Here is a 21,331-nt window from a genome sequence, read left to right on the forward strand (position 1 = left end):
GCATGTGAGGGTATGATGGATATGGAAATCGGTTCGAATGTGTACCGCAATACCAATGGCACGGTGGAGATCGAGGGAATTCCGCAGGTTCAAATCGAATTGAAGGAGCCGTCCAAGGCCGTGCTGGTCAGTTTTGCGCTCTTCGACGCCAACGGCAAGATGATCGCCAAATTGGTGGACAGCACCCTGACCTTCAACGAGCGGCGCGCGTATGAACTCGACAAGACCCCCACGCGTCTGACTCTGATGCATTCGGAGTCCAAGAACGTCGTGCTGCAAATCGACGTAAAATCCCCGAATCAGGTCGTCTTCAGCAAAGCGGGGTTCCATTCGATCAAGGGGCACCTGTTGGAGGTCTCCGAGAAAGAATGGAAGATCGATCGGCAAAAGAGCAGCGGAGCCATGGAGGACGTCAACGGCGGCTCCGTCAAGATCGGCTAGCCGGCGCCTCCGAACCGGCCAACGGCACAATCACGATCCGATCGCCTTTGAGATCCACCGCCGCGGTGTCGCCGTCCCGTAATTCTCCTTTGACCAATTGCCGCGCAATCGGGGTTTCGATCTCCTGCTGAATCAGCCGCTTGAGCGGGCGTGCGCCGTAGACCGGGTCATAACCCCGCTTCCCCAACTGTCCAAGCGCTTCCGGCGTGATCGTCAGCGTGATGCGCCGTTCCGCCAGTCTCAGCCGCAGCCGCTCCAGCTGAATGTCCACGATCCTGGTGAGCTGATCGGTTTCCAAGGCGTGGAAGACCACGGTCTCGTCGATCCGGTTCAAAAACTCCGGACGGAAGTGCCGCCGGAGTTCGCCCATGACCACGTCACGCACCTCTTCATAGGTCGATCGCTTTCGCTGGGCTTCCAGAATTTGTGGACTGCCGATATTGGACGTCATGATGAGCACGGTGTTCTTGAAATCGACCGTCCTGCCCTGCGAGTCGGTCAACCGCCCGTCGTCCAAGACTTGAAGGAGCACGTTGAAGACGTCGTGATGCGCTTTCTCGATCTCGTCGAAGAGAATCACCGAGAACGGGTGGCGGCGCACGGCTTCCGTGAGCTGGCCGCCCTCTTCGTACCCGACGTAGCCGGGCGGCGCGCCGATCAATCTGGCGACCGTGTGCTTTTCCATGTATTCCGACATGTCGATCCGGATCAGATTGGCTTCGTCGTCGAACAACGTCGCGGCCAGGGCCCGTGCGAGCTCCGTCTTGCCGACGCCGGTGGGACCCAGGAACAAGAACGAACCGATCGGCCGGTTGGGATCCTTGATGCCCGAACGCGCGCGCAGCACGGCGTCGGCGACGGCCTGAACCGCCTCGTCCTGGCCGACGACCCGTTGATGGAGCAGTTCTTCGAGCTTCATCAGCTTTTCGAGCTCGCCTTCCATCAGTCGGGACACCGGAATGCCGGTCCAACGGCTGACGATCGCCGCGATGTCGTCCTCGTCGACTTCCTCCTTCAACAGACGGCTCTCACCCTGTTTCTTGCCGAGCTGTTGCTGCTCGATGGCCAACTCCCGCTCGAGTCGCGGCAGTTCGCCGTAGCGTAATTCGGCCACGCGATTGAGATCGTACGCCCGTTCCGCTTTTTCGATGGCGAGCTTGATCTCTTCGATCGCTTCCCTGGTTTTGCGCAGGCGAGAGACCGAGGTCTTTTCGGAGTCCCACCTGGTTTTCAGCGCCTGAAAGTCCCGTTGTTTCTCCTGGAGCTCCTGCTCCAGCGTCGCCAAGCGGGCCTGACTGGCCTGATCCTTTTCCCGGCGCAGCGCTTCGCGTTCGATTTCCAACTGGAGGACCTTACGGGAGACCTCGTCCAGTTCGGCCGGGAGGCTGTCGATTTCGGTCCGCAGGCGGGCGGCAGCCTCGTCGACGAGATCGATGGCCTTGTCCGGAAGGAAACGATCCGCGATATAGCGATGCGAGAGCTTGGCCGCCGCCACCAGCGCGGCATCCTTGATGCGGACGCCGTGATGCACCTCGTACCGCTCTTTCAATCCGCGAAGGATGGAAATCGTGTCCTCGACGGTGGGTTGATCGACCAGCACGGTTTGAAAACGGCGTTCCAGGGCCGCGTCTTTCTCGATGTGCTTGCGGTATTCGGTCAGCGTCGTGGCGCCGATCAGATGGAGCTCGCCGCGGGCCAGCATCGGCTTCAGCAGGTTGGCCGCATCCATTGCCCCTTCCGCCGCTCCCGCACCGACCACCGTGTGCAACTCGTCGATGAACAGTAAAATTTGTCCCTGCGACGCCTGGATCTCCTTGAGCACCGCCTTGATGCGCTCTTCGAACTCGCCGCGAAACTTGGCGCCGGCCACCAGGGCGCCCATGTCGAGCGATACGACACGTTTGTGTTTGAGTCCCTCGGGGACGTCGCCCTTGACGATACGGATGGCCAAGCCTTCGACGATGGCGGTCTTGCCGACCCCCGGTTCTCCGATGAGCACGGGATTGTTTTTGGTACGACGGGACAGGATTTGGATGACGCGGCGTATCTCTTCGTCTCGACCGATGACGGGGTCCAATTTGCCCTGCGTAGCGAGCTTGGTCAGGTCCCGGCCGTATTTTTCGAGCGACTGATAGGTGCCTTCCGGATCTTGACTGGTCACGCGTTGATTACCCCGCACCTGTTGGAGTGCGCCCAGCAACCGGTCGCGCGACAGTCCCAGCTTCCTGAGAACGCCGCCCTCCTGCATCATGGCCAAAAGTACGTGCTCCACGCTGAGATAGTCGTCCTTCAACGTCCGCTGTTCGTCTTCGGCTTTGGTCAGAACCTGATTGAGCCGGGGGGTGATGTGCAACTGTCCGGGACCGCCGCTGGCTCCCTGGACCTGGGGCATCTTCGACAGCGCCTGCTCCGCCGCCTGCTTGACGGCTTGAACGGAGACGCCTGCCTGTTCACAGAGGGTCGGGACGATGCCGCCGTCCTGTTCCAGCAGGGCCAGCAGCAGGTGTTCGACTTCCATGCCCTGATGATTCCGCTTCATGGCCTGGGCGGACGCGGATTGTAAGGCTTCCTGGAGCTTGACCGTGGCGCGATTCATATCCATAGGGGGCGTCTCCTCCGTCGGAATGTCACTCTGGCTTCACATAATCATGTGGCTTGCCCAAGTCAATGCCTTAGCGCACAGAGTCGTGGGCCGGTTTGCCGCCCGGAACACTGACGGTTGTCATTCCGGCTGAAGCGGGAATCCAGTCACAGCCTGCTTTTCAACATTGTGCCCACCGGCAAGCGCAGCGCGCGCTTGACCAGCCGGCCTTGGCCTCGCTATTGTCGCCGTCATGGCTGAAATCGTGACGGCGACCGTCAATTTGTACCGGCAGGCCCTTCGGAAGACCTGGCAATCGCTCGTCCGGGGCTGGATCATCATGGTGGCCCTCATCGGATTCATGCTGATCCTGGCTGTGACCACTCAGCTGGCGGGGCCGTTGGGTATCGCCGGAGGGTTCCTCCTCGGAGCGGTCAACGCCTTGCTCGTGGGGGCGGTTCTCAGTTTGATCGAGCAATCGATCTCCTATGGTCGCACGCTCACCCTGCGCGATGTGTTCGATAGTTTCGGCCGGTACTTTTGGGACGTGATCGGAGTCGGATTCGTTCTCTGGCTGCCGCTGTTGGCCTTGGAAATGGGAACCCAAACCAATCCGTACGGCCCCTTCCTGTCCTATGCCGTCCTGGTACTATTGTTCCTGCTGCTGAATCCCGCCCCCGAAGTCATCTATCAGGTTCACCACGATTCTCCGCTCGACGTCATGAAGACATCCTACGAGTTCGTCTTGGAAAATTGGATGGAGTGGTTCCTCCCCATTGCCGTGCTCCTGATCCCGATCGTCCTGTCTCCTGCCGGTGTTCGGGAGGTGTTCTCGCTATCGAGCCGGGCGGGACGGGGGGCGGGCCTGGATTTTTTTCAGTTGCTCGTGCTGCCGTTCACGATCTTGGGCGGATGGCTCGGCTATCTCGGTATCCCTTCGGCCATGAGCTGGTATCTGCTATTGCTACTGACGCCTCCCATGGCCGTCGCCATGCTGCTGTTTCGTGGCCATCTTTTTGCATTGTTGTCAGGGTCCTCCCGTCGTCAACGGCGTTTCGCTTCCCAGCACTATCGGGGCGAGTAAATTTCACCAGCATCGGGACGGCCCGGCGAAGAGGAATCTGCCTCGTTCGGCAGCATTCTGACCTCCATCAAGGGATGTGGATGGAAGCCGAATTTTTCCATTTGCCTTGAGGTAGGCAAACAGGTAGTGTATGGATTTACCTACACGCCCTGCATCTCGCTAGGTCTTCTAAAGGAAGAGGTTGGTGCGCCTATCGATCTTCTGGCGGATCGTTCTTACCTCCTTGCTCATCATTGTGGTGATGGGAGGGGTGAATCTGTATGCGTTGTTTCAACTGCGCCAGCTCTCCGCCTTGAGCACCAGTATGGCGGTCCAGCATTATCCGGCGATTGAATCGGCAAAGCGGTTGCTGACCCTGGCATACGTCCAGCTCAACAGTGAGAAGAAATACCTGGCTGTACGCGATGATACGTTCCTCAAGCATTTCGACGAGGAAGTGGAGGAGTTCCGTCGAGGTATGACCGGGCTGGCGGCGCAGGAAGTTTCTCCGGAGGGGCTGCAACTCTTGGAGCACGTTCAACGGCTCCAGCAGGAACGCCTGGGCATGTTGAACGTCGAACTGGAGCAGCCGGTTCAGGGCAAGGGGGGAGCATCTCCGGATTATGAAGGCCGCCGCGATCTCGTCATGGATCAAATGACCACGACGCTCCAACATTATGTGGATTTTCACGAGTCCGGCATCAGTGCCGGAGTCCGGCGCTCCCTGGAAAGCTCCGCACAGGCGGAGGCCGTCACGGAACAATTGGTCCTGCTCGCGCTGCTGTTCGGGATCGGCCTCGCAGGCATCGCCAGCTATACGATCCTGCAGCCTCTGCGCCAGCTTCAGAGTCACATCAAGCAGATCGGACAAGGAAATTTTCGAGAATCGTTGAACATCCGCGCGCCCAGCGAACTCCGCAGTCTGGTCGACACGGTCAACTGGATGGGAGGCAAGCTTCAGGAACTTGACGATATGAAAGGGGAATTCCTGGCTCACGTGTCCCACGAGTTGAGGACACCCATGGCCTCGATCCAGGAGGGGACGCACCTGCTCCTGGACGAGATTCCGGGACCGCTCCAGCCGGAACAGCGCACGACCTTACGGATCATGGCCGACAGCAGCCGCCGCCTGATCCATCTGATCTCGACCATCCTCGATCTCTCCAAGATGGATGCCGGCATGATGGAATATCGGATCGTCTCCTCGGATCTCCGGCGCATCGCCGACATTTCGGTGAATAAGATTCGCTTGCTGGCGGATGCCAAGCACGTTCAACTGGTGGTGGAGTCGCCCGCACAGCGGGTCTGGGTGAAGGCGGACGCCATTCGTATTGAGCAGGTCTTGGACAATCTGCTATCAAATGCCTTGAAGTTCAGTCCGGAAGGAGGCATTGTGAAGATTCACATGCGGCCGGACATGAAGGCCGGGGTTCTCGAGGTTTCCGTATCCGACGTGGGTCCCGGCGTCCCGCCAGACGAATTACCGCATATCTTCGAGCGATTCTATCAGGGACGTCAGAAAGGCAGGCAGACACTGCCAGGGAGCGGTCTGGGCCTGGCCCTCGCCAAGAAAGTGGTCGAAGCGCACGGAGGACGGATTTGGATCGAAAGCGAGTTGAAGAAGGGAACAACTGTACGGTTTATCCTACGCCTCACCAAGCGCGGAGGGGCGGCATGAAGGCCTTACGGCTCTGCGCGATCACCGGCTTGATCTTGTCCGGCTGCGCATCGTGGGCGCCGGAGCCGTCACGGACCCAACCTTATTTCACAGTGGATCAGGCGGATGCGAAGAGCATTCATAATTTGGTCAAGAAGCAGGATGCGATGATTGCAAAGTGCTCGGATCATAACAGCTGCGATCATGCGTACTTCACTCGCGCTCTGATGAGTCTGTACGAGAGCCACGACGCTGCAGTAAAGAACTTCGAGAAGGTGATTGCGGTGGCTCCCCGCAGTCAATGGGCGTCCTCGAGCCGGTTGTGGCTCCAGTTGTTGCAGCAATATCCCACGCCGATCGAACGTTCTTGGTTGTCATCCGTTGCAGGTGCTCCGGCCGTATCCGAAGGACAAGTTGTCCTGGGTCAGGCCTCCGATCGGCTGGTGCGGGACTTGCTTGATCGGGAGTTGATCATTCAGCAATTGCGAACCACCCGGGACGCCGACGCCCAAGTTCTGGACCAACTGCAGCGGGATCTGGCCGATCGAGATCGGAAGGCCGATGCATTGATCGGCAACAAGAAGGAATCGCAGAAAACGCCGGTCGAGAGCGGCACCATCCAATCGCTGCAGAAGCAGTTGGCGGAGCGGGAGAAGAAGATCGACGAACTGTACAATCAACTCGAAGCCCTCAAGCGTATCGATCAGGAAACACGAGAGAAGATTCGACCAATTCGTCCACCCTCAACGGTGGCGCCGCTGCCGACACCCGAGTCGACGACACCCCAGTAAAGGACACCATGGAACAGGAACACATTCTCGTAGTGGATGATGAAGAAGGCCTGCTGCAGCTGGTCAAGATGCGGCTGCAAGCGATGGGCTTCGCGGTAACCGCCTGTACGACGGGCCGTGACGCCGTCTCGGCGGCCAAGGTCAATCGGTTCGATCTGGCGATCACCGACCTGCGATTGGGCGGGGAGGACGGCTTGGACGTGACGGAAGAACTCCTCCGCATCCATCCGGGACTTCCGGTCATCATTCTGACCGCGCATGGCAGCATTCCCAATGCGGTTGAAGCCGTCCAGCGCGGCGCCTTCGGCTATTTGACCAAGCCCTTCGACGACAAGGAACTCAAGGCGAAGATCGAAGAGGGGTTGTCTCCGCAGCGAATGAGCCGTGAGATTCAGCGTCTGAAATCGCTCGTCAACGAGCTCTATGGAATGGAAAACGTCGTGGCCCGCAGCCCGGCGATGCAGCGGTTGCTGCAGCAAGTCGTGCAGGTGGCGGATTCCGATGCGACGATGCTCCTGTTCGGAGAGACCGGCACCGGCAAAGAGGTGTTCGCCCGGGTGACTCATGCGAACAGCCGGCGGAGCAAGGGACCGTTCGTGGCGCTGAACTGTGCGGCGATTCCGGAGACCCTCTTCGAATCCGAGCTCTTCGGACACGTCAAGGGAGCCTTCACGAGTGCGCACGGCCCCAAGAAGGGACTCTTTCAGAGCGCGCACGGCGGCACCCTGTTCCTGGATGAAATCGGTGAGATGCCGCTGTCGATGCAAGTCAAGTTGCTGCGCGCCGTTCAGGAGCGGGAAGTCCGCGAGGTCGGCGCCGAGCACGCGACCAAAGTGGACGTGCGGATCATCGCCGCCACGAACAAGGACTTGGACGAAGCCGTGAAGAACGGGACGTTTCGCAACGATCTCTATTACCGTATTTCGGTCGTCCCGTTGTTCATTCCCCCGTTGCGGGACCGGCGTGAGGATATTCCCATCATGGCCCAGCAGTTTCTTGCCCTCAGCGCCAAACGCGCCAACAAGGACATGCGGGGGTTTACCCCGGCGGCGTTGCATCGCCTGGTCACAAATTTATGGCCCGGTAACGTGCGTGAACTCGAAAACGCGATTGAAAAGGCCGTCGTTATGGCGCGCCAGGACATGGTCACCCCGGACCTGCTGCCCTCGACCGGCAGCGCGCCTGATGCGCAATTGAAGCCGCTCACCGAAGCGAAGGAAGAGTTCGAAAAGACCTATCTGAAGAACGTGCTGCAGTTGACGGGGGGAAATATTTCGCGGGCCGCGCAATTCGCCGGCCGCTACCGCGCCGACTTCTACAAGATGCTCAAGAAATACGGACTCCATCCATCGATGACCAAGGGGAAAGCCGCGCCCGAAGTCGAGGAATTGGAAGAAGAAAGCGATCTCACGGAAGCCGAACGCTAGAATCGGCCTCGCTCCGCTGCTTGCAACAGACCCCCCGGGCCTCCTGTGGTCCGGGGATCTCCGATCCATACCACGCGATTACAAGCCGGTGATAAAGTATTCGTCCGCGGACGTCGCTGCGATCGGCACGGCAGGGCTGCTGCCGTCGGCCGGCACGCATAGCAGATCGCGCTGGCCCGACTGTGTCCGTTCGAAGCAAGCGAACCCTCCGGCCGCTCCCGCAAATTCATCCAGCGACGTCCCCGGCGTCAGTTGCTCCAATCCCGTGCCGTCCGACAGCACGCTGTAGAGCGCTCGCGGACTGCTCATGACGTTCGAGCCCATGATCCGTTCAAAGATCACTCTGGAGCCGACCACCCCGCCGAAGGAGTCGTCTTCGGAGAACGTCGCCAACGGAATTTCACCGCCGGTGCCGTCGGCCTGGATGCTGTACAAATTGTCGTTTCCGTTGCTATCGGTGCGGCGGAAGATGACTCTGGAACCCACTTTTCCCTCGACGCCTTCGTTGGCAGGCGAGGTGGCGAGGGGAACCGGGTTCGTACCGTCTGCGTTCACGCTGTAGATGTCCGTTTGGCCGTTGACCGACCGGGTATAGACGATGCGCCCACCGACCATTTCTTCCAAAAATTCGTTCCCCGGGTCGGTGGAAAGGGGAACCGTGCCGCTTCCGTCGCTTGCGACGCTGTAGAGATCGCAAGGGCCGCTACAGCGGTGATAGACGACACGGTTGCCGTTCACGCCCCCGAGGAAGTCATTATCCGGATCGGAGGCCAAGGGCACGATCGCTCCGCTGTTGACCGGAACGTCGTAGAGATCGGGAAGCGGTGGTGACGAGGGCCTGGCGGAGAAAATCACCGACGAACCGACCGATCCCTGCATGCCCGTGAAGGTGTATTGGCCGCTGGGACTGCCCGGAGCATTTACGAGCGGACGAAGATCGCTGCCGTCTGGCAAGAGGCTGTACAGCCCGCTGTTCCGGCTATAGACGACTTTCCCGGCAACGCTGCCTTCATAATTCGCGATGGATTCGCTTCCCGGAGTCCTTACGGCGGCGGCAATGACCGCTCGTCCGCTGCCGTCCGTCACCACGCTGGTCAGGTCGTTCAGTCGGACACCGCTCGGCAAGGAGATGATCTGATCGTAGATGACGCGGGATCCCACCACGTCCCGGACGATCTCGTCGTCCGTGGCATTCGCCAGCGCTTGCCGGCCAACGCCCGACGTGGATACCTTCCAGATGTCACGCTGGTCGCCGCCGGAAAATGGGACGGCCTGCGTCTGATAGATCACGAGCGATCCGGCGAGTTTGGCAAACGTGGCGCGGATCCCTTGTTCGTCCACCAGCGTAACTTGACCGCTTCCGTCGCTTTGACTGCGAAAGAGGGATTCTTGGGAACCGGCGGTTCGTCCCCAGATCAGGCCGGCCGGTGAAGCGGGAGCGGAACTGATCGGTGTGGCGTCCGAGGTGCCTCCTCCTCCGCCGCTGCTGCATCCGACGAGCATCACTAGAAGCGCAACAATGATTGCCCACATAGTTGACCTCCTCAGCGCGTCGTTTCGTGCGTGGGGCCGCTGGTGCTCCGGGCGGGCCCCTGGTTGGTCATCTCAGGGCATTGTAGGAAAATGGCGAATCCGGGAGCAAGAATATAAATGGGTGAAGGGAAAGACGGACGGTTGTGTTGACGGATAGAGCCGAGTGGCCCTGATCCTTTTGCTTCGAAGCAGAAACGAGGGTATTCTTGCCGACATGAAATGGTTGTATCCGGGACTCGTCGCAATATTGGGAGCGTTGGTGTTGACCGCGTATCTGACTGCTGCGTGGAGTCCGTCGTTCAAGCTGTCCGCCCTCTGGAGTCAGAGCAGCCGGCCTGCCGATTCGCGCGGCGAAGCCGAAAAGGTGGCGAAGGGTAAGACCGTGCTTCAGGACGTTCTGCTGGAAGAGTTGCGGCGAACGCACCATCTCCGTCCCTTGACCGAACAGGAAAGCGGCATGAAAATTCAGAACCTCCCGGTGGGCGTATTTGGTTTTTCCGAATGCAGCGAGTCGCTGGAATCGAAACGAGGAGGAAAGCCGTCGTTAGAGGTGCAGAAGCGCCGTGACGGGATTTCGTACTATGTCGGCTATGCGTCCGACGAGGACATCGAAAAATATTTCGCCAGACTCAAGAATTTTCACATCCTGACATTCAATCAGGCCACCGGGAAGGCCCCATCCTTACTGGAAATCCCGATCGATTTCGTGGCGAAGTGTGAAGCCCGCCAACTCATGGAAGGGCCCATGTTCGACCTGTTCGTGAGAGATATCCCGGAATTGCAGTCCTGATCAGCCTCAGTGAAGGGCACCACAGAAAGTGCCCTCCTCTGGTCGTGGCTTAGCGCCCAATGCCGACCAACCTATGACGCCTTTGGCAGTTTCTCAAAGCCCGGTAGGACGGCCTCAAAGAAGGCATTTTGAATTAGTTTTACGACCAGTTCCCATGTACTGGCTTGCGGATTCTTCACAGGTCCCGACAGCTCGGTCTTGGTTGCGACTTCCTTCCGAGGCGTATTCCTCAAAAGCGCGGCGGCGGCATCCACAATCTTTTGGTAGATCTTCGTCCACGTTCCTTTGTCGCGATCCTGCGCCGGGTCATAGGCTTGGATATCTTTGAATAATGGCTTGAGATAGCCGCGAATCGTCCCGTTTCTGACGTGCATCTCGGCAAATACAGAAAAGACGCCAGTCACGACGTCGAGGTTGCCATGTGCTCGGAGCAAGTCATTCATGGACTTCACATGCGTTTTCCAGATCCTCAGATTGAGATCAAAATCCGGAGATTGAGTTTCCGGCCGAAAGGCGCCCTGAATATCTGTCTCGCCGTTCCCCATGAACATCCCCTTGAGTTTTACCGTCGCGACGCCCTCGGTCAATTGATTGCTCCAGTTTTCAAGATCGATCGTCGTTCCTGATATAAAGACGCGATAGCGTGGATTGGCCTCCCGATTCACAAAACCGAATTCACCGTTGGCGATCGTCCCACGGTTGATGCGAAGCAACAATCGTGGATGATTGGCGGCTTCGTCGGCAGCATCTGCCACCGTGGCACCCGTCTGCTTTTCTGTTTCTTTTGTCCGTGCTGAGTGCACAAAATCCACCTTCGCATCGCGGAGCGTGAACTGCTGGCATTCCACGAATTCCTTCTTTGGCGAGAATTCCACGTGACCCTTCATGGACAGCTGCCCTTGCGTCAGGTGGATTTGGCGCTCAGCCGTGACCGGCAGCCAGTCAACCAGAGGCATGTCGTCCATGTCGATGTCTACGTTCACGCCCATGAACGGCTCCGAGAGAAAGTCGGCATGCCCGTCTATGGCGAGACGCCCCTTATCGAAGACAATCGCGTCGAGGTGGACGGTGGACGGATACTCGGCTTCCTGTGACCGAACATTGCGAATATTGCCCGCCTGAAAATTCGCATGGCTGACGTGCAGAGGTTTGGCGTTGTTATGCTGACTGTAGGTAATGTCCGCGTCGGTGATCTGTAATTCATTGATGTTCAGCGGGTAGATGGCCAGCACTGCGTCTTGCCAACCACGGTCTGACACGGCCTTGCCTTCCTTGGCCTCCGTGACGGCTTGGACACGCACGACGTGCAGGACAGGATGATCGATCTTATGGTCACTGACCAAGGTCCCGGACAGGAGTTCCCGCCAGTGCTCACTTGCATGCCACTTGGGAATCTTGGCAATGGGCGGATCGGGATGGGCCGATTGTCTGACCGTGATATCTGTGAGATCGATAGAAAAGCCCAAGAGATGAAAGCTCAGGCCGCCGATCTTGAAGGTGTATCCTTCGACGTGCTCATTGAGTTGCCGTTCAGCATAGGCTCGTAGAGGCTCATCGACGAAGACGAGAATCCCCCCAACGAGAACCAGGAATACGGCGAGAATAATGGCGAAGAGTTTCATGCGGCCCATTGATGCATACTAGTTAGGTGCTGTAGGGGAGAGAATAGAGAATCCCTCACGCCGCCGGCTGGCGATGGCGCGAGCGATCCTTGCTCTCCGGCAATCGAACCGATACCTGAGGATCCTGTGTGGACGTGGCATTCTCAGAAGGCATGATGCGACCGCCGTAAGTATTGGCGTACACCTTGGTGAACTCGGCGCCAAAGAGAAAGATTTGCGCGGAGTAATAGACCCAGAGCAGGACAATGACCAGAGAGGCCGCCGATCCGTACGCCGATCCGATGTCACTTTTGCCCAGATAAAGCCCAATCGCAAACTTCCCAATCGTGAAAAGCACGGCGGTCATCAGGGATCCGATCCACACATCGCTCCATGCAACCCTGGCATCCGGCAGGACTTTGAACATCATGGCGAACAATCCGGTGATCACGATCACCGACACGAGCAGGTTCAGCGCGTGCAGGAGGAACTCGGGTAAGGGCAGCCATCCTTCAAACCATTTTCCCGTGGCTGCCAGGCCGGCACTCATGACGAGCGACACGAGTAAGAGAAAGCCAGTTCCTAATATTGTCAGGAAGGAAAGAAACCGGTCTCGGATAAGTCCCGTCATTCCTCGTCCCTCCTTCAGTTCCACACCCCAAATGGTATTGAGTGAATCCTGAAGCTCGCCGAAGAGGCCCGACGCGCCAAACAAGAGCGTCGCCAAGGCGATCATCGTCGCGAGAATACCGGTCGTCGGCTTTGTGGCCCGTTGAATCATGTCCTTGATGGCGTCGGCACTCTGTTCGCCAATCAACACCGAAATCTGCTGCAGGATGTAGCTTTGCGCCGCTTCTTGTCCGAAGACGAGACCAATCATCGCAATGATGACGACCAGCAAGGGGACAATGGAAAAGACGGTGTAGTACGCCAAGGCGGCCCCCTGTTTGGGTGCCTTGTCTTTCGTCTATTCGGAGAAGGTGTTTTTCAATAATTGCCAGACGATCACGTGTTGAATCTCCTCACTGGTCTTGGGTCGTGGCTATCTTTCCTGCCTTGGCGATTGGGACTCGTACGCTAGAGCTGGAGAGAATATAGGATCGACGGGTAACGGACGCAGCTGGGCTATTCCCGTGGCCGATTGATATAGGACTCCTGAGGCATTCGACGGCAGCCGAGGATCTCTGTCTTGATTGCTGGCTTCCTGTTCACGTGGGCTAGGAGACGCTTCATGAACATTAGACGCATTCTTCCCGAATTGACACATCAAAATATATTGATGTATGGTATTTCATGCCGCACACAGGAAGTGTCAACGCCGTCTCGCTCTTTCACGCATTATCCGACGAGACGCGCCTAGCAGTATTGGAAGAGTTGAAGGAGGGCGAGCGGTGCGTCTGCGAACTCACTGAGGCGATGAAGGCGGGTCAGTCGCGGCTGTCGTTCCATCTCAAGGTGCTCAAGGAGGCGGGCCTGATTCTGGATCGTCGGGAAGGACGCTGGATGTACTACGCGATCAATCCCGAGGCGATTGAGAGCTTGGAGGAACTGGTGAAGACATTAAAGCGGGCGGCGAAGTCTGGGGGGGCTGGGCGCCGGTGCTGTTGACTCTTTTTTTGGCTCCGATGAATCAATATTTCTTGATGTGAGGTGCTCGATGAACCGTCCTGCCGATATCAAAGCGCACGTACGAGACGAATATGGCCAGGCGGCGCGCCAGGCCCAGAGCGATAAACCGTCCTGTTGCGGAACCGGTCACGTGCTCCAAGGGGACGCCTTGGATCCGATTACCGGCAACCTGTACGGAGCCGAGGAGACCGCAGAACTACCAGCCGAGGCGCTGCGTGCCTCCTTCGGCTGCGGTAATCCCACGGTCTTGGCCAGCATTCAACCAGGCGAGACGGTGCTGGACCTGGGATCAGGCGGCGGGATCGACGTGCTCCTTTCGGCTCGGCGGGTTGGACCGACTGGGAAAGTCTACGGGCTGGACATGACCGATGAGATGCTAGTGTTGGCGCGAGAGAATCAGCGGAAAGTCGGGATGACCAACGTGGAGTTTCTCAAGGGCGACATTGAGCAGATTCCGCTCCCGGATCAGTCTGTTGACCTGATTCTCTCCAATTGTGTCATCAACCTGGCGCCCGATAAAGACCGCGTGGCGACTGAGGCGTTTCGCGTGCTCAAGCCCGGCGGCCGCCTCGCGGTCTCCGACATTGTGATCCGCGGCGAGATGCCGGTGGAAATCCGCCATAGCGTGGAGCTGTGGGCGGGATGTGTCGCGGGGGCGTTGGAGGAGTCGGTCTATCGCGAGACCTTACGCCGGGCCGGGTTTGAACAGATCACTATTGAACCCACTCGGGTCTATTCGGCAGCCGACGCGCGAGGCTTCCTCCTCGGTGCGGGGCTCGACGTTGAGACGGTGGCCCATAGCATCGATGGGAAGTTCATGAGCGGATTCGTCCGGGCCATCAAACCCGCATCGGCGAAGACCTGTTGCGGTCCAAGCTGCTGCGCATGAAGCAGCCAGGAAACTCGACCATGGATGTCGCGTTGACGGTTCCGGTCCCGCAGGCAGCCAAACGACTAAATCTCTTCGAACGCTATCTCAGCCTGTGGGTGGTCGGCTGCATGCTCATGGGCGTGGGGCTCGGCCGGGCGTTTCCGGGGATCGTTCAGCATCTCCGGAGCCTGGAAGTAGGCGAGGGCAGCCACATCAATCTGCCCATGGCGCTGCTCATCTGGCTGATGATCGTGCCGATGATGATGAAGGTCGACCTGGCCTCGCTGCGTCTGGTCGGGCAGCGGCCAACGGGCCTATTCGTCACGCTCGTGGTGAACTGGCTGGTAAAACCCTTTTCGATGGCGCTGTTCGCTTGGGTGTTCTTTCGCTACCTCTTTGCCGCGTGGATGACGCCCAGTGAAGCCGAGCAGTATATCGCCGGATGCATCATCCTGGCCGCCGCCCCCTGTACGGCCATGGTCTTCGTCTGGAGCTACCTCACGGACGGTGATCCGGCCTATACGCTGGTTCAGGTCACGGTGAATGACCTGCTGATGCCGGTGCTGTTTGTTCCCATCATTGGTCTGTTGATCAGTGGGGCGTCGTCGCTTTCGGTGCCCTATGCCGTCCTGTGGTATTCGGTGCTGGCCTTCGTCGTGATTCCACTGACCATAGGGACACTCCTCCGGGCATGGCTCATGCGTCAGTATGGAGCGCGATGGTTCACCGACGACTTCTTGCCACGATTTGCACCCGTCACCATTGCGGCCTTGTTGCTTACACTGGTGCTGATCTTCGCGTTTCAGGCCGACAACATCCTCACCAATCCATGGCACGTGGCGCTCATCGCGGTACCGATCGTGCTGCAGGTATATCTGAATGCCGCATTGGCCTATGGCCTGATGCAGCGGCTGGGCGTGCCCTATGCGGTTGCGGCCCCAGGGTCGTTGATTGGGGCGAGTAACTTCTTCGAGCTAGCCGTGGCAACAGCCATTGCCCTCTTTGGTCCGGAATCTGGCGCCGCTCTGGCAACGGTCGTCGGCGTGTTGGTCGAGGTTCCAGTGATGCTTTCCGTCTGCGGCATCTGTACCCGCACTCGCCACTGGTTTCCTTTGAAGCAGGTCGCATGAAGCCGCGCATCCTCTTTCTCTGTACGGGAAACTCAGCCCGGAGCCAAATGGCCGAGGCGCTGCTGACCCTGATTGCCGGAGACCACTTCGACGTGGCTAGCGCTGGCACGCATCCCGTGGGCGTGCATCCCATGACAGTCGCGGTGATGAAGGAACTTGGCGTCGAGAGGAGCGGTTACCGATCCAAGTCCGTCCAAGAGTTCATCGGCCAGCAGTTCGACTACGTCATTACCGTGTGCGATCGGGCCAAGGAGACGTGCCCGATATTTCCCTCAGCCTCCCGCTTGCTCCACTGGAGCTTCGACGATCCGGCCTCCGTCACGGAAGCGGTGCGGCGGGAGGCGTTCGTACGAGTCCGTGACGAGATCGCCGATCGCATTTGTCGGTTTTGCCTGCAGGAGATGCGGCTGTCTCCTGCGGCGTTGACGTGCTACTGCTGTGTCACCGACACTACTGATCGCGGGCGATGACGGGAGTGGACCTTTTGATCGCAAGAGATTGGCGAAGGGAGACGATCGCCATGGTAGAAACGATACGCGGATCTGTCACCGGCGTATAAGGCTCAGACGGTTGAAAAGCTGGCGGGATTCCACTACGCTATCCACTGCACCGCATCCGAGCCCCTTCGCGGCCGTGCGAAAAGTACTCGCCAAATAAACGGAAGCTGGCGTAGCTCAATGGCAGAGCAGTGGTTTTGTAAACCACCGGTTGGAGGTTCAATTCCTCTCGCCAGCTCCATTCCTCATGGACCTCCATGATAAAACTCCAACCGTCAAAGCTTCGAAGAGGGTAGGTCATGCCCTGCTCGCCCCGATTCGGAGCCGTACTATTGTTCTTGGCGGCACAATAAAACTCTGAAGTAATTTGGTTGTGGCAGATTGAGTATTGTCACGAGCAAGAGTTCCATCTCACGGTTGCTAATTGGAGGTCGTCGGTTCAATCGGATCCTCCAATTTCAGTCCAAGCACAGATAATTGATATCACCCACCACGGTTCAGTGTTCCTTTTCACAGTTCCGCCGAACAGCTGACCCACCTCACTTTCAGTATCCGAATCAGGATTGCGGGACATCTTGTCCTCACCCATGACAAGGTGTGTGATGGCGCAACAAGTCTGATAGCCTGACATCATTTATCCCCTTATTTCTTAATAGCTTGTTCATCCCCTTGGCCTCTCTGGCACAAGGCCTAACGTTTGCACTAGTGCACCAACAGAAAAATTGAGGAGGAGGACCCCATGAAGAAATATATGTTCGTGCTGATATTAGGTCTGCCCGTCAGCTTGGTTGCGGGCTGTACGACTGAAAAGCATTATCCACCTCCAGCTCCGACGATCATTCATGAGGAAAGGCCATCGGCGGCGGAATCGCGCTCGGATGCACGGGAAGCAGCCCGTGAGGGAGCACGCGAAGGCGCCCGCGACGCCTACCGTTAGTCGCGCCTTTCTCACGAATCCCCCCTTCCTGCTCCACAGATGAGGAAGGGGGGAGAGCTCTGAGAAGGGTTCTGAGGAGGAGTCTGAGAAACGATCGATCAGCGTAAGTCTGAAAAGAGCAACAGAATTCTGTTCGCCTGCGGGTGGGCATGCAGCTGATTAAAATGAGGACCGCATGCGACGCATGTACACACACTCGTTATGCATGAGTCTCCTGCTCGTCTCCATGACCGGCTGCTCCTTTGCTCCGAGCTTCTTTGATGTAACCCCTGATACCGCCTCCGATTCGACGCATGCTTGGTGGACCGAGGATGGACTGGTGAAACCTGATTACAAGCTTGTGGCCTTTGCCGCATACGGTTGGCTCGATCTCGAACAAGACTTTGCTCGGGGCGAGGGAGAACATCTGGCCTCGCTGGCATCTGTGTTAGGCGTGGAAGAAGACTCCCGGCTGACGTTTGAGGCAGCGGCCCAGCAGCGGTTTGAAGCCGTGGTGCCACCCGACCGCACGATTCACATGCAGCAGCTTCGCGCCCTCGTGAAATGAAGGAATCTTAGTAAATAGTCCAGGCAGAGGGGAATAAGAGACTTAGGGAACGAGCTTCATGACCCGGAGTTGATGCAGGATTTTCTTGAGGCTTTGCGCGGGGAGTTCCTGATCGGTATCCACGATCACTTCGGGATTGACCGGTGCCTCATAAGGGGCCGATACGCCGGTCATCTGAGCAATCTCGCCTCGGTAGGCCTTGGCATACAGTCCTTTCACATCGCGTTGCACGCAGACCTCAAGCGGACATCGAACGAAGACTTCCACGAACGTGCCGATCTCCGTTCTGGCTGAGCGTCGTGCCTCGGCATAGGGAGCGATCGCGGCGACGATGGCGACGCCGCCGATTCGTGACAGCAGTTTGGCGACATAGGCGATACGGCGGACGTTCTCCATGCGGTCTTCCTTGGAGAACCCCAGGTCCTTGGTGAGATGTTGCCGGACTTCGTCTCCGTCGAGCCGTTCGACCGCCAGGCCGAACCCTCGAAGCTCCGATTCCAACAAGCGAGCCAATGTGCTCTTGCCCGCTCCAGGCAGGCCGGTCAGCCAGACGACGAATCCGTTCGCGGTCTGCTCGGTCACGGCGCGTTATCCCGTGGGAATGAGATTGAGATGGTCCGCCTGGCGCTGGGCTCGCCGGCTATAGGCCCCGTGCTTGCGCCACCAGATGATGACGCCGGTCACGGAGAGGACGGCGGTTCCCAGTCCGAGGAACGACACGAGGATGCGGCCCGGCAGACCGAGGATTCGGCCGGAGTGCATGGGGAACTGGGCTTGGACGAAAATGTCTGCCGCCGTGCCTTTCCACGGTCGGCGATCGCCGAGGTAGCGGCCGTCGCTTCCGTCGAAATACAACGCGCTGGGACCCACGCCCGCCGCGCCGTGATCATCCCCGGGATGGAAGAAGCTGACTCCGTATATGCCGAATTCCTGGTTGTAGAAGATCTCGCCAAGCGGCTCTTCCCAGCCTCGTTGGAGTCCTTCCTGCCTGGCCCGGTCGAGAATCGACTCGTAGCCGACCACCGGCACAATGGGATGATGTTTATCGCTCGGCTCCCGCACGTCGAATGGAGACGGCGTCACCTCACTGACCAGCGACATGAGCGGATAGAACATTTCCCGGTAGAGATTGAGCGAGAATGCCGTGAAGGCCAGCATGAACAACAGGCCCCACGCCCAGAGACCGAACGCGCGATGGAGGTCGAAATTGATTCGTCTGAGCGTGCCCGACAGTTTGACCATCCAGGACGGTTTCCATCTCATCCACCAGCTTGGATGGGCATGAACGGTTTCTTTCGACATGCGGTTCGGAAGGGTCAGGTACAAACCCACGAAGCAATCCAGCGCCCATAAGATGGCGATACCGCCCATCAGCCAGATGCCCCACCGGTCGATACCCCACAGCTCGGGAAGGTGCAGCGTGTAATGCAGCCGGTAGAGAAACGAGACGAACGTCTCCTTTGTGACCGGCCAGACTGCGCCCCACTCCCGCCGGCCCAGCTCCCGCCCCGTGACCGGGTCGATGAACACTTGATTGTAGCCAAGTTCGTACAGCCGGCCCGTCTGGGGATCGACGCGGGAATCGACGCCAAAAACTAAAGAGTCACCCGCCTCGTGCGCCAGCGGAATGAACGTGACTTGTGCCCGGGGATCACGCGACTCGATGGTCTTCACGAGGTCGAGGATCGGGATGGTCGGTCCCTGGCTCGTGACGTGCGTGAGATGTGGATTGAGGAAATCGTCCAGCTCGTGATCCCAGGAGATCACCGCACCGGTCAGTCCGGACATGACGAGAAATCCCGCCATGACCAACCCCGCCCATCGATGCATGAGCAGCATGAGGTGATTCATAGATATCTAGCCGAGGGATGGGCCTATGCTCATACAGCACGGGCTCCAAACGCAAGGGTAGCCCGGATGAGCATCCATCCATTGAGTAAGACGAATGAGAAGACCAAAATCCCGATATGCTTGGCGAATTAGTTTCCGTTTGGACGTGAAGGAGGTGGGATCTCACTGAGGAATGGCAGAAGAGTCAGGGGACTGTTGCGAAAAAGCCTCAGTCAGCTCGGGCAAGTAAGGGGCGTAGTGTTTCCAGCGGCCGACGGATTTCGTATAGATCGGCTGGCGGACCTGCCAGCGGCTGGGCGTCTGGACGGCGCGCTCCTGCTGATGGAAATTCAAACAGCGGTCGTCCCAGGGTGCACCGAGAAAGGTCATCAATCTCCGTGCTTGCCCTTCGAGATCCGCCACGACGTCCTCGTATTGGACGTCGAGGATCGTGAGCGGCAGGGCCGCATGCCAGTGCGCCATCAGCCGCTCATATTGCGTGCGGAAGAAGGCCAGATCGGCAAAGTCCGTGGCGTAGCGTTGATCCGGGTTGAAGTTCTCCATCCAGATCGACAGGGCATTGTCCTTGGCATCACGCCGGCAATGGATCACACGGGCATTGGGAAACAACAGCGCGGCAAAGGTCAAGTGGAAAAAGTTGAGGGGCTGCTTGTCGCTGATGCGGGGACAGTCCGGCGGGGCATTGCGGCGCAGCGCCTGCAGATATTCATGCGCCAGCAGGCGGCTGGTCATCTCATCCTGTAAGCATGCGGCGGCTTTCCAAGGCGCCTGCTTCTGTCCGGCTATCGATTGCACGGCCAGACGGGCGAGATCGGGTAATTCCCCGGCTCCATGCATAGCCGGATGCGCGGAGAGGACTTGTTCAATCAGTGTGGTGCCAGACCGAGGCAGTCCGACAATGAACACGGGTTGATCCGTACCGATGCCGAACGAGCGTCGGTCGGTAAAGAAGTCCGCCGTGTAGGTCCCGCTGATCCCGTCCACACGTGCCTGCAACGCCTGCCGATCCAAGGCGCCCGCTGTTCGCCTGCGCGCGGCATTGGCCGCCTGTCCTGATTGGGCGGCCTGTTCATACTGGGCGCGCCGATCATGATACTTCGCGAGGCCATAGCCCACGAGTGCTATGGCTTCATCCGGGGCATCGCGCCTGGTGAGTGCCAGTTGGGCCTGCGCGGCCCACGGAGCCGCTTCTTCTTCATTCTTTGTCACCATCAGATACTGGCTCAGCGCCAAGCTGTGGCTTGGCTGCTGCGTCAATATGTTTAGGTAGCACGTCGGAGCCAGGTCGGCACGGCCGAGATCCTCCATGGCCTGGCCCAAGCCGAACCAGGCGTCGAGATCGCGAGGGTTGCAGCTGAGCGAATGTCGAAACAAGAGATCGGCCTGGTTCACTTGACCAAAATCGGAGAGTTCCTGGGCCAGACGGTTTCGCGCGCGCGACGAATCCGGGGCATGGGCTGCGGCCCGCTCAAAGCACCAGAGCGCTTCGTCGAGTTGCCCGTCTTCGACCAAGAGGCCTCCCATCGCCAGATAGGTCTCGGCGCGGGTGGGTTCGAGGGCCAGTGCCCGCTGGAGACAAACCAACGACCGCTCCTGTTCGCCGACCTGCTTGAGAGCTGTCCCGAGATTGTGCCAGCCATCGGCATAGTCGGCTTGAAGACTCACAGCCTGTCGGAAACAGCGGACGGCGGCCGGCCAGTCATGGGATAGACCCCACACGCGGCCCAGGTCAGACCAGGCGCGCGGATCGTTCGGTGCCAGTTCCGTGGCGTGCCGCGCTGCAGCACGGGCTGCTTCGAAGTCGCCCTGCCAAGCATAGATCTGGCCACGATACCGCTGCGCCTCAGCATCGTCCGGTAGGAGTGCAAGACGCTCGTCGCACAGGCCCAGGGCAGAGGTGGAGTCGTCGCGCCTCAGCGCGGCGTTGATCAGATCGAGCAATGTCGGGGGTGTGCTCGGAGTCTGCTGCGTCATGAGGGCCTCAT

At 58.8% G+C, this 21,331-nt stretch carries 18 protein-coding genes, 1 tRNA gene and 1 pseudogene; 13 read left to right on the forward strand and 7 right to left on the reverse strand.

Annotation, left to right across the window (positions count from 1 at the left end; all coding sequences use genetic code 11):
- The first annotated feature begins 12 nt into the window (after nucleotides 1-12).
- A complete protein-coding gene (locus tag NSJP_RS12270; protein ID WP_080887174.1) occupies nucleotides 13-441 on the forward strand; it encodes a hypothetical protein in 429 nt (142 codons plus the stop codon).
- Here NSJP_RS12270 and clpB read toward each other — a convergent pair.
- Complete coding sequence (gene clpB, locus NSJP_RS12275; protein WP_080887175.1) at nucleotides 428-3,043, reverse strand: ATP-dependent chaperone ClpB; 2,616 nt, start codon at nucleotides 3,041-3,043, stop codon at nucleotides 428-430. The genes NSJP_RS12270 and clpB overlap by 14 nt on opposite strands.
- Nucleotides 3,044-3,275: 232 nt before the next feature.
- Here clpB and NSJP_RS12280 point away from each other — a divergent pair, with 232 nt between their 5' ends.
- The 4 genes from NSJP_RS12280 (at nucleotide 3,276) to NSJP_RS12295 (ending at nucleotide 7,960) form a co-directional block, all read left to right on the forward strand.
- The gene (locus tag NSJP_RS12280) at nucleotides 3,276-4,106 is read left to right on the forward strand and encodes a hypothetical protein (RefSeq protein ID WP_080887176.1); all 831 of its coding nucleotides are present in this window, start codon (nucleotides 3,276-3,278) and stop codon (nucleotides 4,104-4,106) included.
- Nucleotides 4,107-4,290: 184 nt separating this feature from the next.
- Nucleotides 4,291-5,763, forward strand: a complete 1,473-nt coding sequence (locus NSJP_RS12285) for a sensor histidine kinase (protein ID WP_080887177.1) — start codon at nucleotides 4,291-4,293, stop codon at nucleotides 5,761-5,763.
- Nucleotides 5,760-6,533, forward strand: a complete 774-nt coding sequence (locus NSJP_RS12290) for a tol-pal system YbgF family protein (protein ID WP_080887178.1) — start codon at nucleotides 5,760-5,762, stop codon at nucleotides 6,531-6,533. Before NSJP_RS12285 ends, NSJP_RS12290 begins: the two co-directional genes overlap by 4 nt.
- A gap of 8 nt (nucleotides 6,534-6,541) precedes the next feature.
- A complete protein-coding gene (locus tag NSJP_RS12295; RefSeq protein WP_080887179.1) occupies nucleotides 6,542-7,960 on the forward strand; it encodes a sigma-54-dependent transcriptional regulator in 1,419 nt (472 codons plus the stop codon).
- Nucleotides 7,961-8,038: 78 nt separating this feature from the next.
- On the opposite strand, the gene NSJP_RS12300 is transcribed toward NSJP_RS12295, so the two are convergent.
- A complete protein-coding gene (locus NSJP_RS12300) occupies nucleotides 8,039-9,493 on the reverse strand; it encodes a TolB family protein (protein ID WP_080887180.1) in 1,455 nt (484 codons plus the stop codon).
- A 214-nt stretch (nucleotides 9,494-9,707) separates the two neighbouring features.
- Here NSJP_RS12300 and NSJP_RS12305 point away from each other — a divergent pair, with 214 nt between their 5' ends.
- Nucleotides 9,708-10,283, forward strand: coding sequence for a hypothetical protein (locus tag NSJP_RS12305; protein ID WP_155970147.1), 576 nt, complete (start codon nucleotides 9,708-9,710; stop codon nucleotides 10,281-10,283).
- 71 nt (nucleotides 10,284-10,354) lie between these two features.
- Here NSJP_RS12305 and NSJP_RS12310 read toward each other — a convergent pair whose 3' ends face one another.
- Together NSJP_RS12310 and NSJP_RS12315 are read right to left on the reverse strand one after the other, a co-directional pair.
- Nucleotides 10,355-11,905, reverse strand: coding sequence for a DUF748 domain-containing protein (locus NSJP_RS12310; protein WP_231989375.1), 1,551 nt, complete (start codon nucleotides 11,903-11,905; stop codon nucleotides 10,355-10,357).
- A gap of 55 nt (nucleotides 11,906-11,960) precedes the next feature.
- Nucleotides 11,961-12,836: pseudogene (locus NSJP_RS12315) on the reverse strand (YihY/virulence factor BrkB family protein); the annotation flags it as partial.
- Nucleotides 12,837-13,177: 341 nt separating this feature from the next.
- Between NSJP_RS12315 and NSJP_RS12320 the strand changes: the two are divergent.
- The 7 genes from NSJP_RS12320 (at nucleotide 13,178) to NSJP_RS12350 (ending at nucleotide 17,495) form a co-directional block, all read left to right on the forward strand.
- Complete coding sequence (locus tag NSJP_RS12320; protein ID WP_080887183.1) at nucleotides 13,178-13,492, forward strand: ArsR/SmtB family transcription factor; 315 nt, start codon at nucleotides 13,178-13,180, stop codon at nucleotides 13,490-13,492.
- 49 nt (nucleotides 13,493-13,541) lie between these two features.
- A complete protein-coding gene (locus NSJP_RS12325; RefSeq protein WP_080887184.1) occupies nucleotides 13,542-14,402 on the forward strand; it encodes an arsenite methyltransferase in 861 nt (286 codons plus the stop codon).
- A complete protein-coding gene (arsB, locus tag NSJP_RS12330) occupies nucleotides 14,399-15,514 on the forward strand; it encodes an ACR3 family arsenite efflux transporter (RefSeq protein WP_231989376.1) in 1,116 nt (371 codons plus the stop codon). Before NSJP_RS12325 ends, arsB begins: the two co-directional genes overlap by 4 nt.
- Entirely contained in the window at nucleotides 15,511-15,984 is a 474-nt protein-coding gene (locus tag NSJP_RS12335; RefSeq protein ID WP_080887186.1) for an arsenate reductase ArsC, read from the forward strand. The genes arsB and NSJP_RS12335 overlap by 4 nt, the downstream gene beginning before the upstream one ends.
- 193 nt (nucleotides 15,985-16,177) lie before the next feature.
- Nucleotides 16,178-16,252 (forward strand) — tRNA-Thr (locus tag NSJP_RS12340).
- Nucleotides 16,253-16,750: 498 nt separating this feature from the next.
- On the forward strand, nucleotides 16,751-16,948 hold the full coding sequence (locus tag NSJP_RS12345; protein WP_080887187.1) for a hypothetical protein: 198 nt from the start codon (nucleotides 16,751-16,753) through the stop codon (nucleotides 16,946-16,948).
- Nucleotides 16,949-17,123: 175 nt separating this feature from the next.
- Entirely contained in the window at nucleotides 17,124-17,495 is a 372-nt protein-coding gene (locus tag NSJP_RS12350) for a DUF3015 family protein (RefSeq protein WP_080887188.1), read from the forward strand.
- A gap of 42 nt (nucleotides 17,496-17,537) precedes the next feature.
- Here the strand turns inward: NSJP_RS12350 and cysC are convergent, their stop codons facing one another.
- From cysC to NSJP_RS12365, 3 genes are all read right to left on the reverse strand, one after another.
- Nucleotides 17,538-18,077 carry an adenylyl-sulfate kinase gene (cysC, locus tag NSJP_RS12355; protein ID WP_080887189.1) on the reverse strand — a complete coding sequence of 180 codons (540 nt, stop codon included), beginning with the start codon at nucleotides 18,075-18,077 and terminating at the stop codon, nucleotides 17,538-17,540.
- 6 nt (nucleotides 18,078-18,083) lie between these two features.
- Nucleotides 18,084-19,346: a PepSY-associated TM helix domain-containing protein gene (locus NSJP_RS12360; protein WP_080887190.1), complete on the reverse strand. Its 1,263-nt coding sequence runs from the start codon at nucleotides 19,344-19,346 to the stop codon at nucleotides 18,084-18,086.
- A gap of 162 nt (nucleotides 19,347-19,508) precedes the next feature.
- A complete protein-coding gene (locus tag NSJP_RS12365) occupies nucleotides 19,509-21,320 on the reverse strand; it encodes a tetratricopeptide repeat-containing sulfotransferase family protein (RefSeq protein WP_172834316.1) in 1,812 nt (603 codons plus the stop codon).
- Nucleotides 21,321-21,331: the final 11 nt, after the last annotated feature.

The organism is Nitrospira japonica (assembly GCF_900169565.1).
Lineage (GTDB): Bacteria > Nitrospirota > Nitrospiria > Nitrospirales > Nitrospiraceae > Nitrospira_C > Nitrospira_C japonica_A.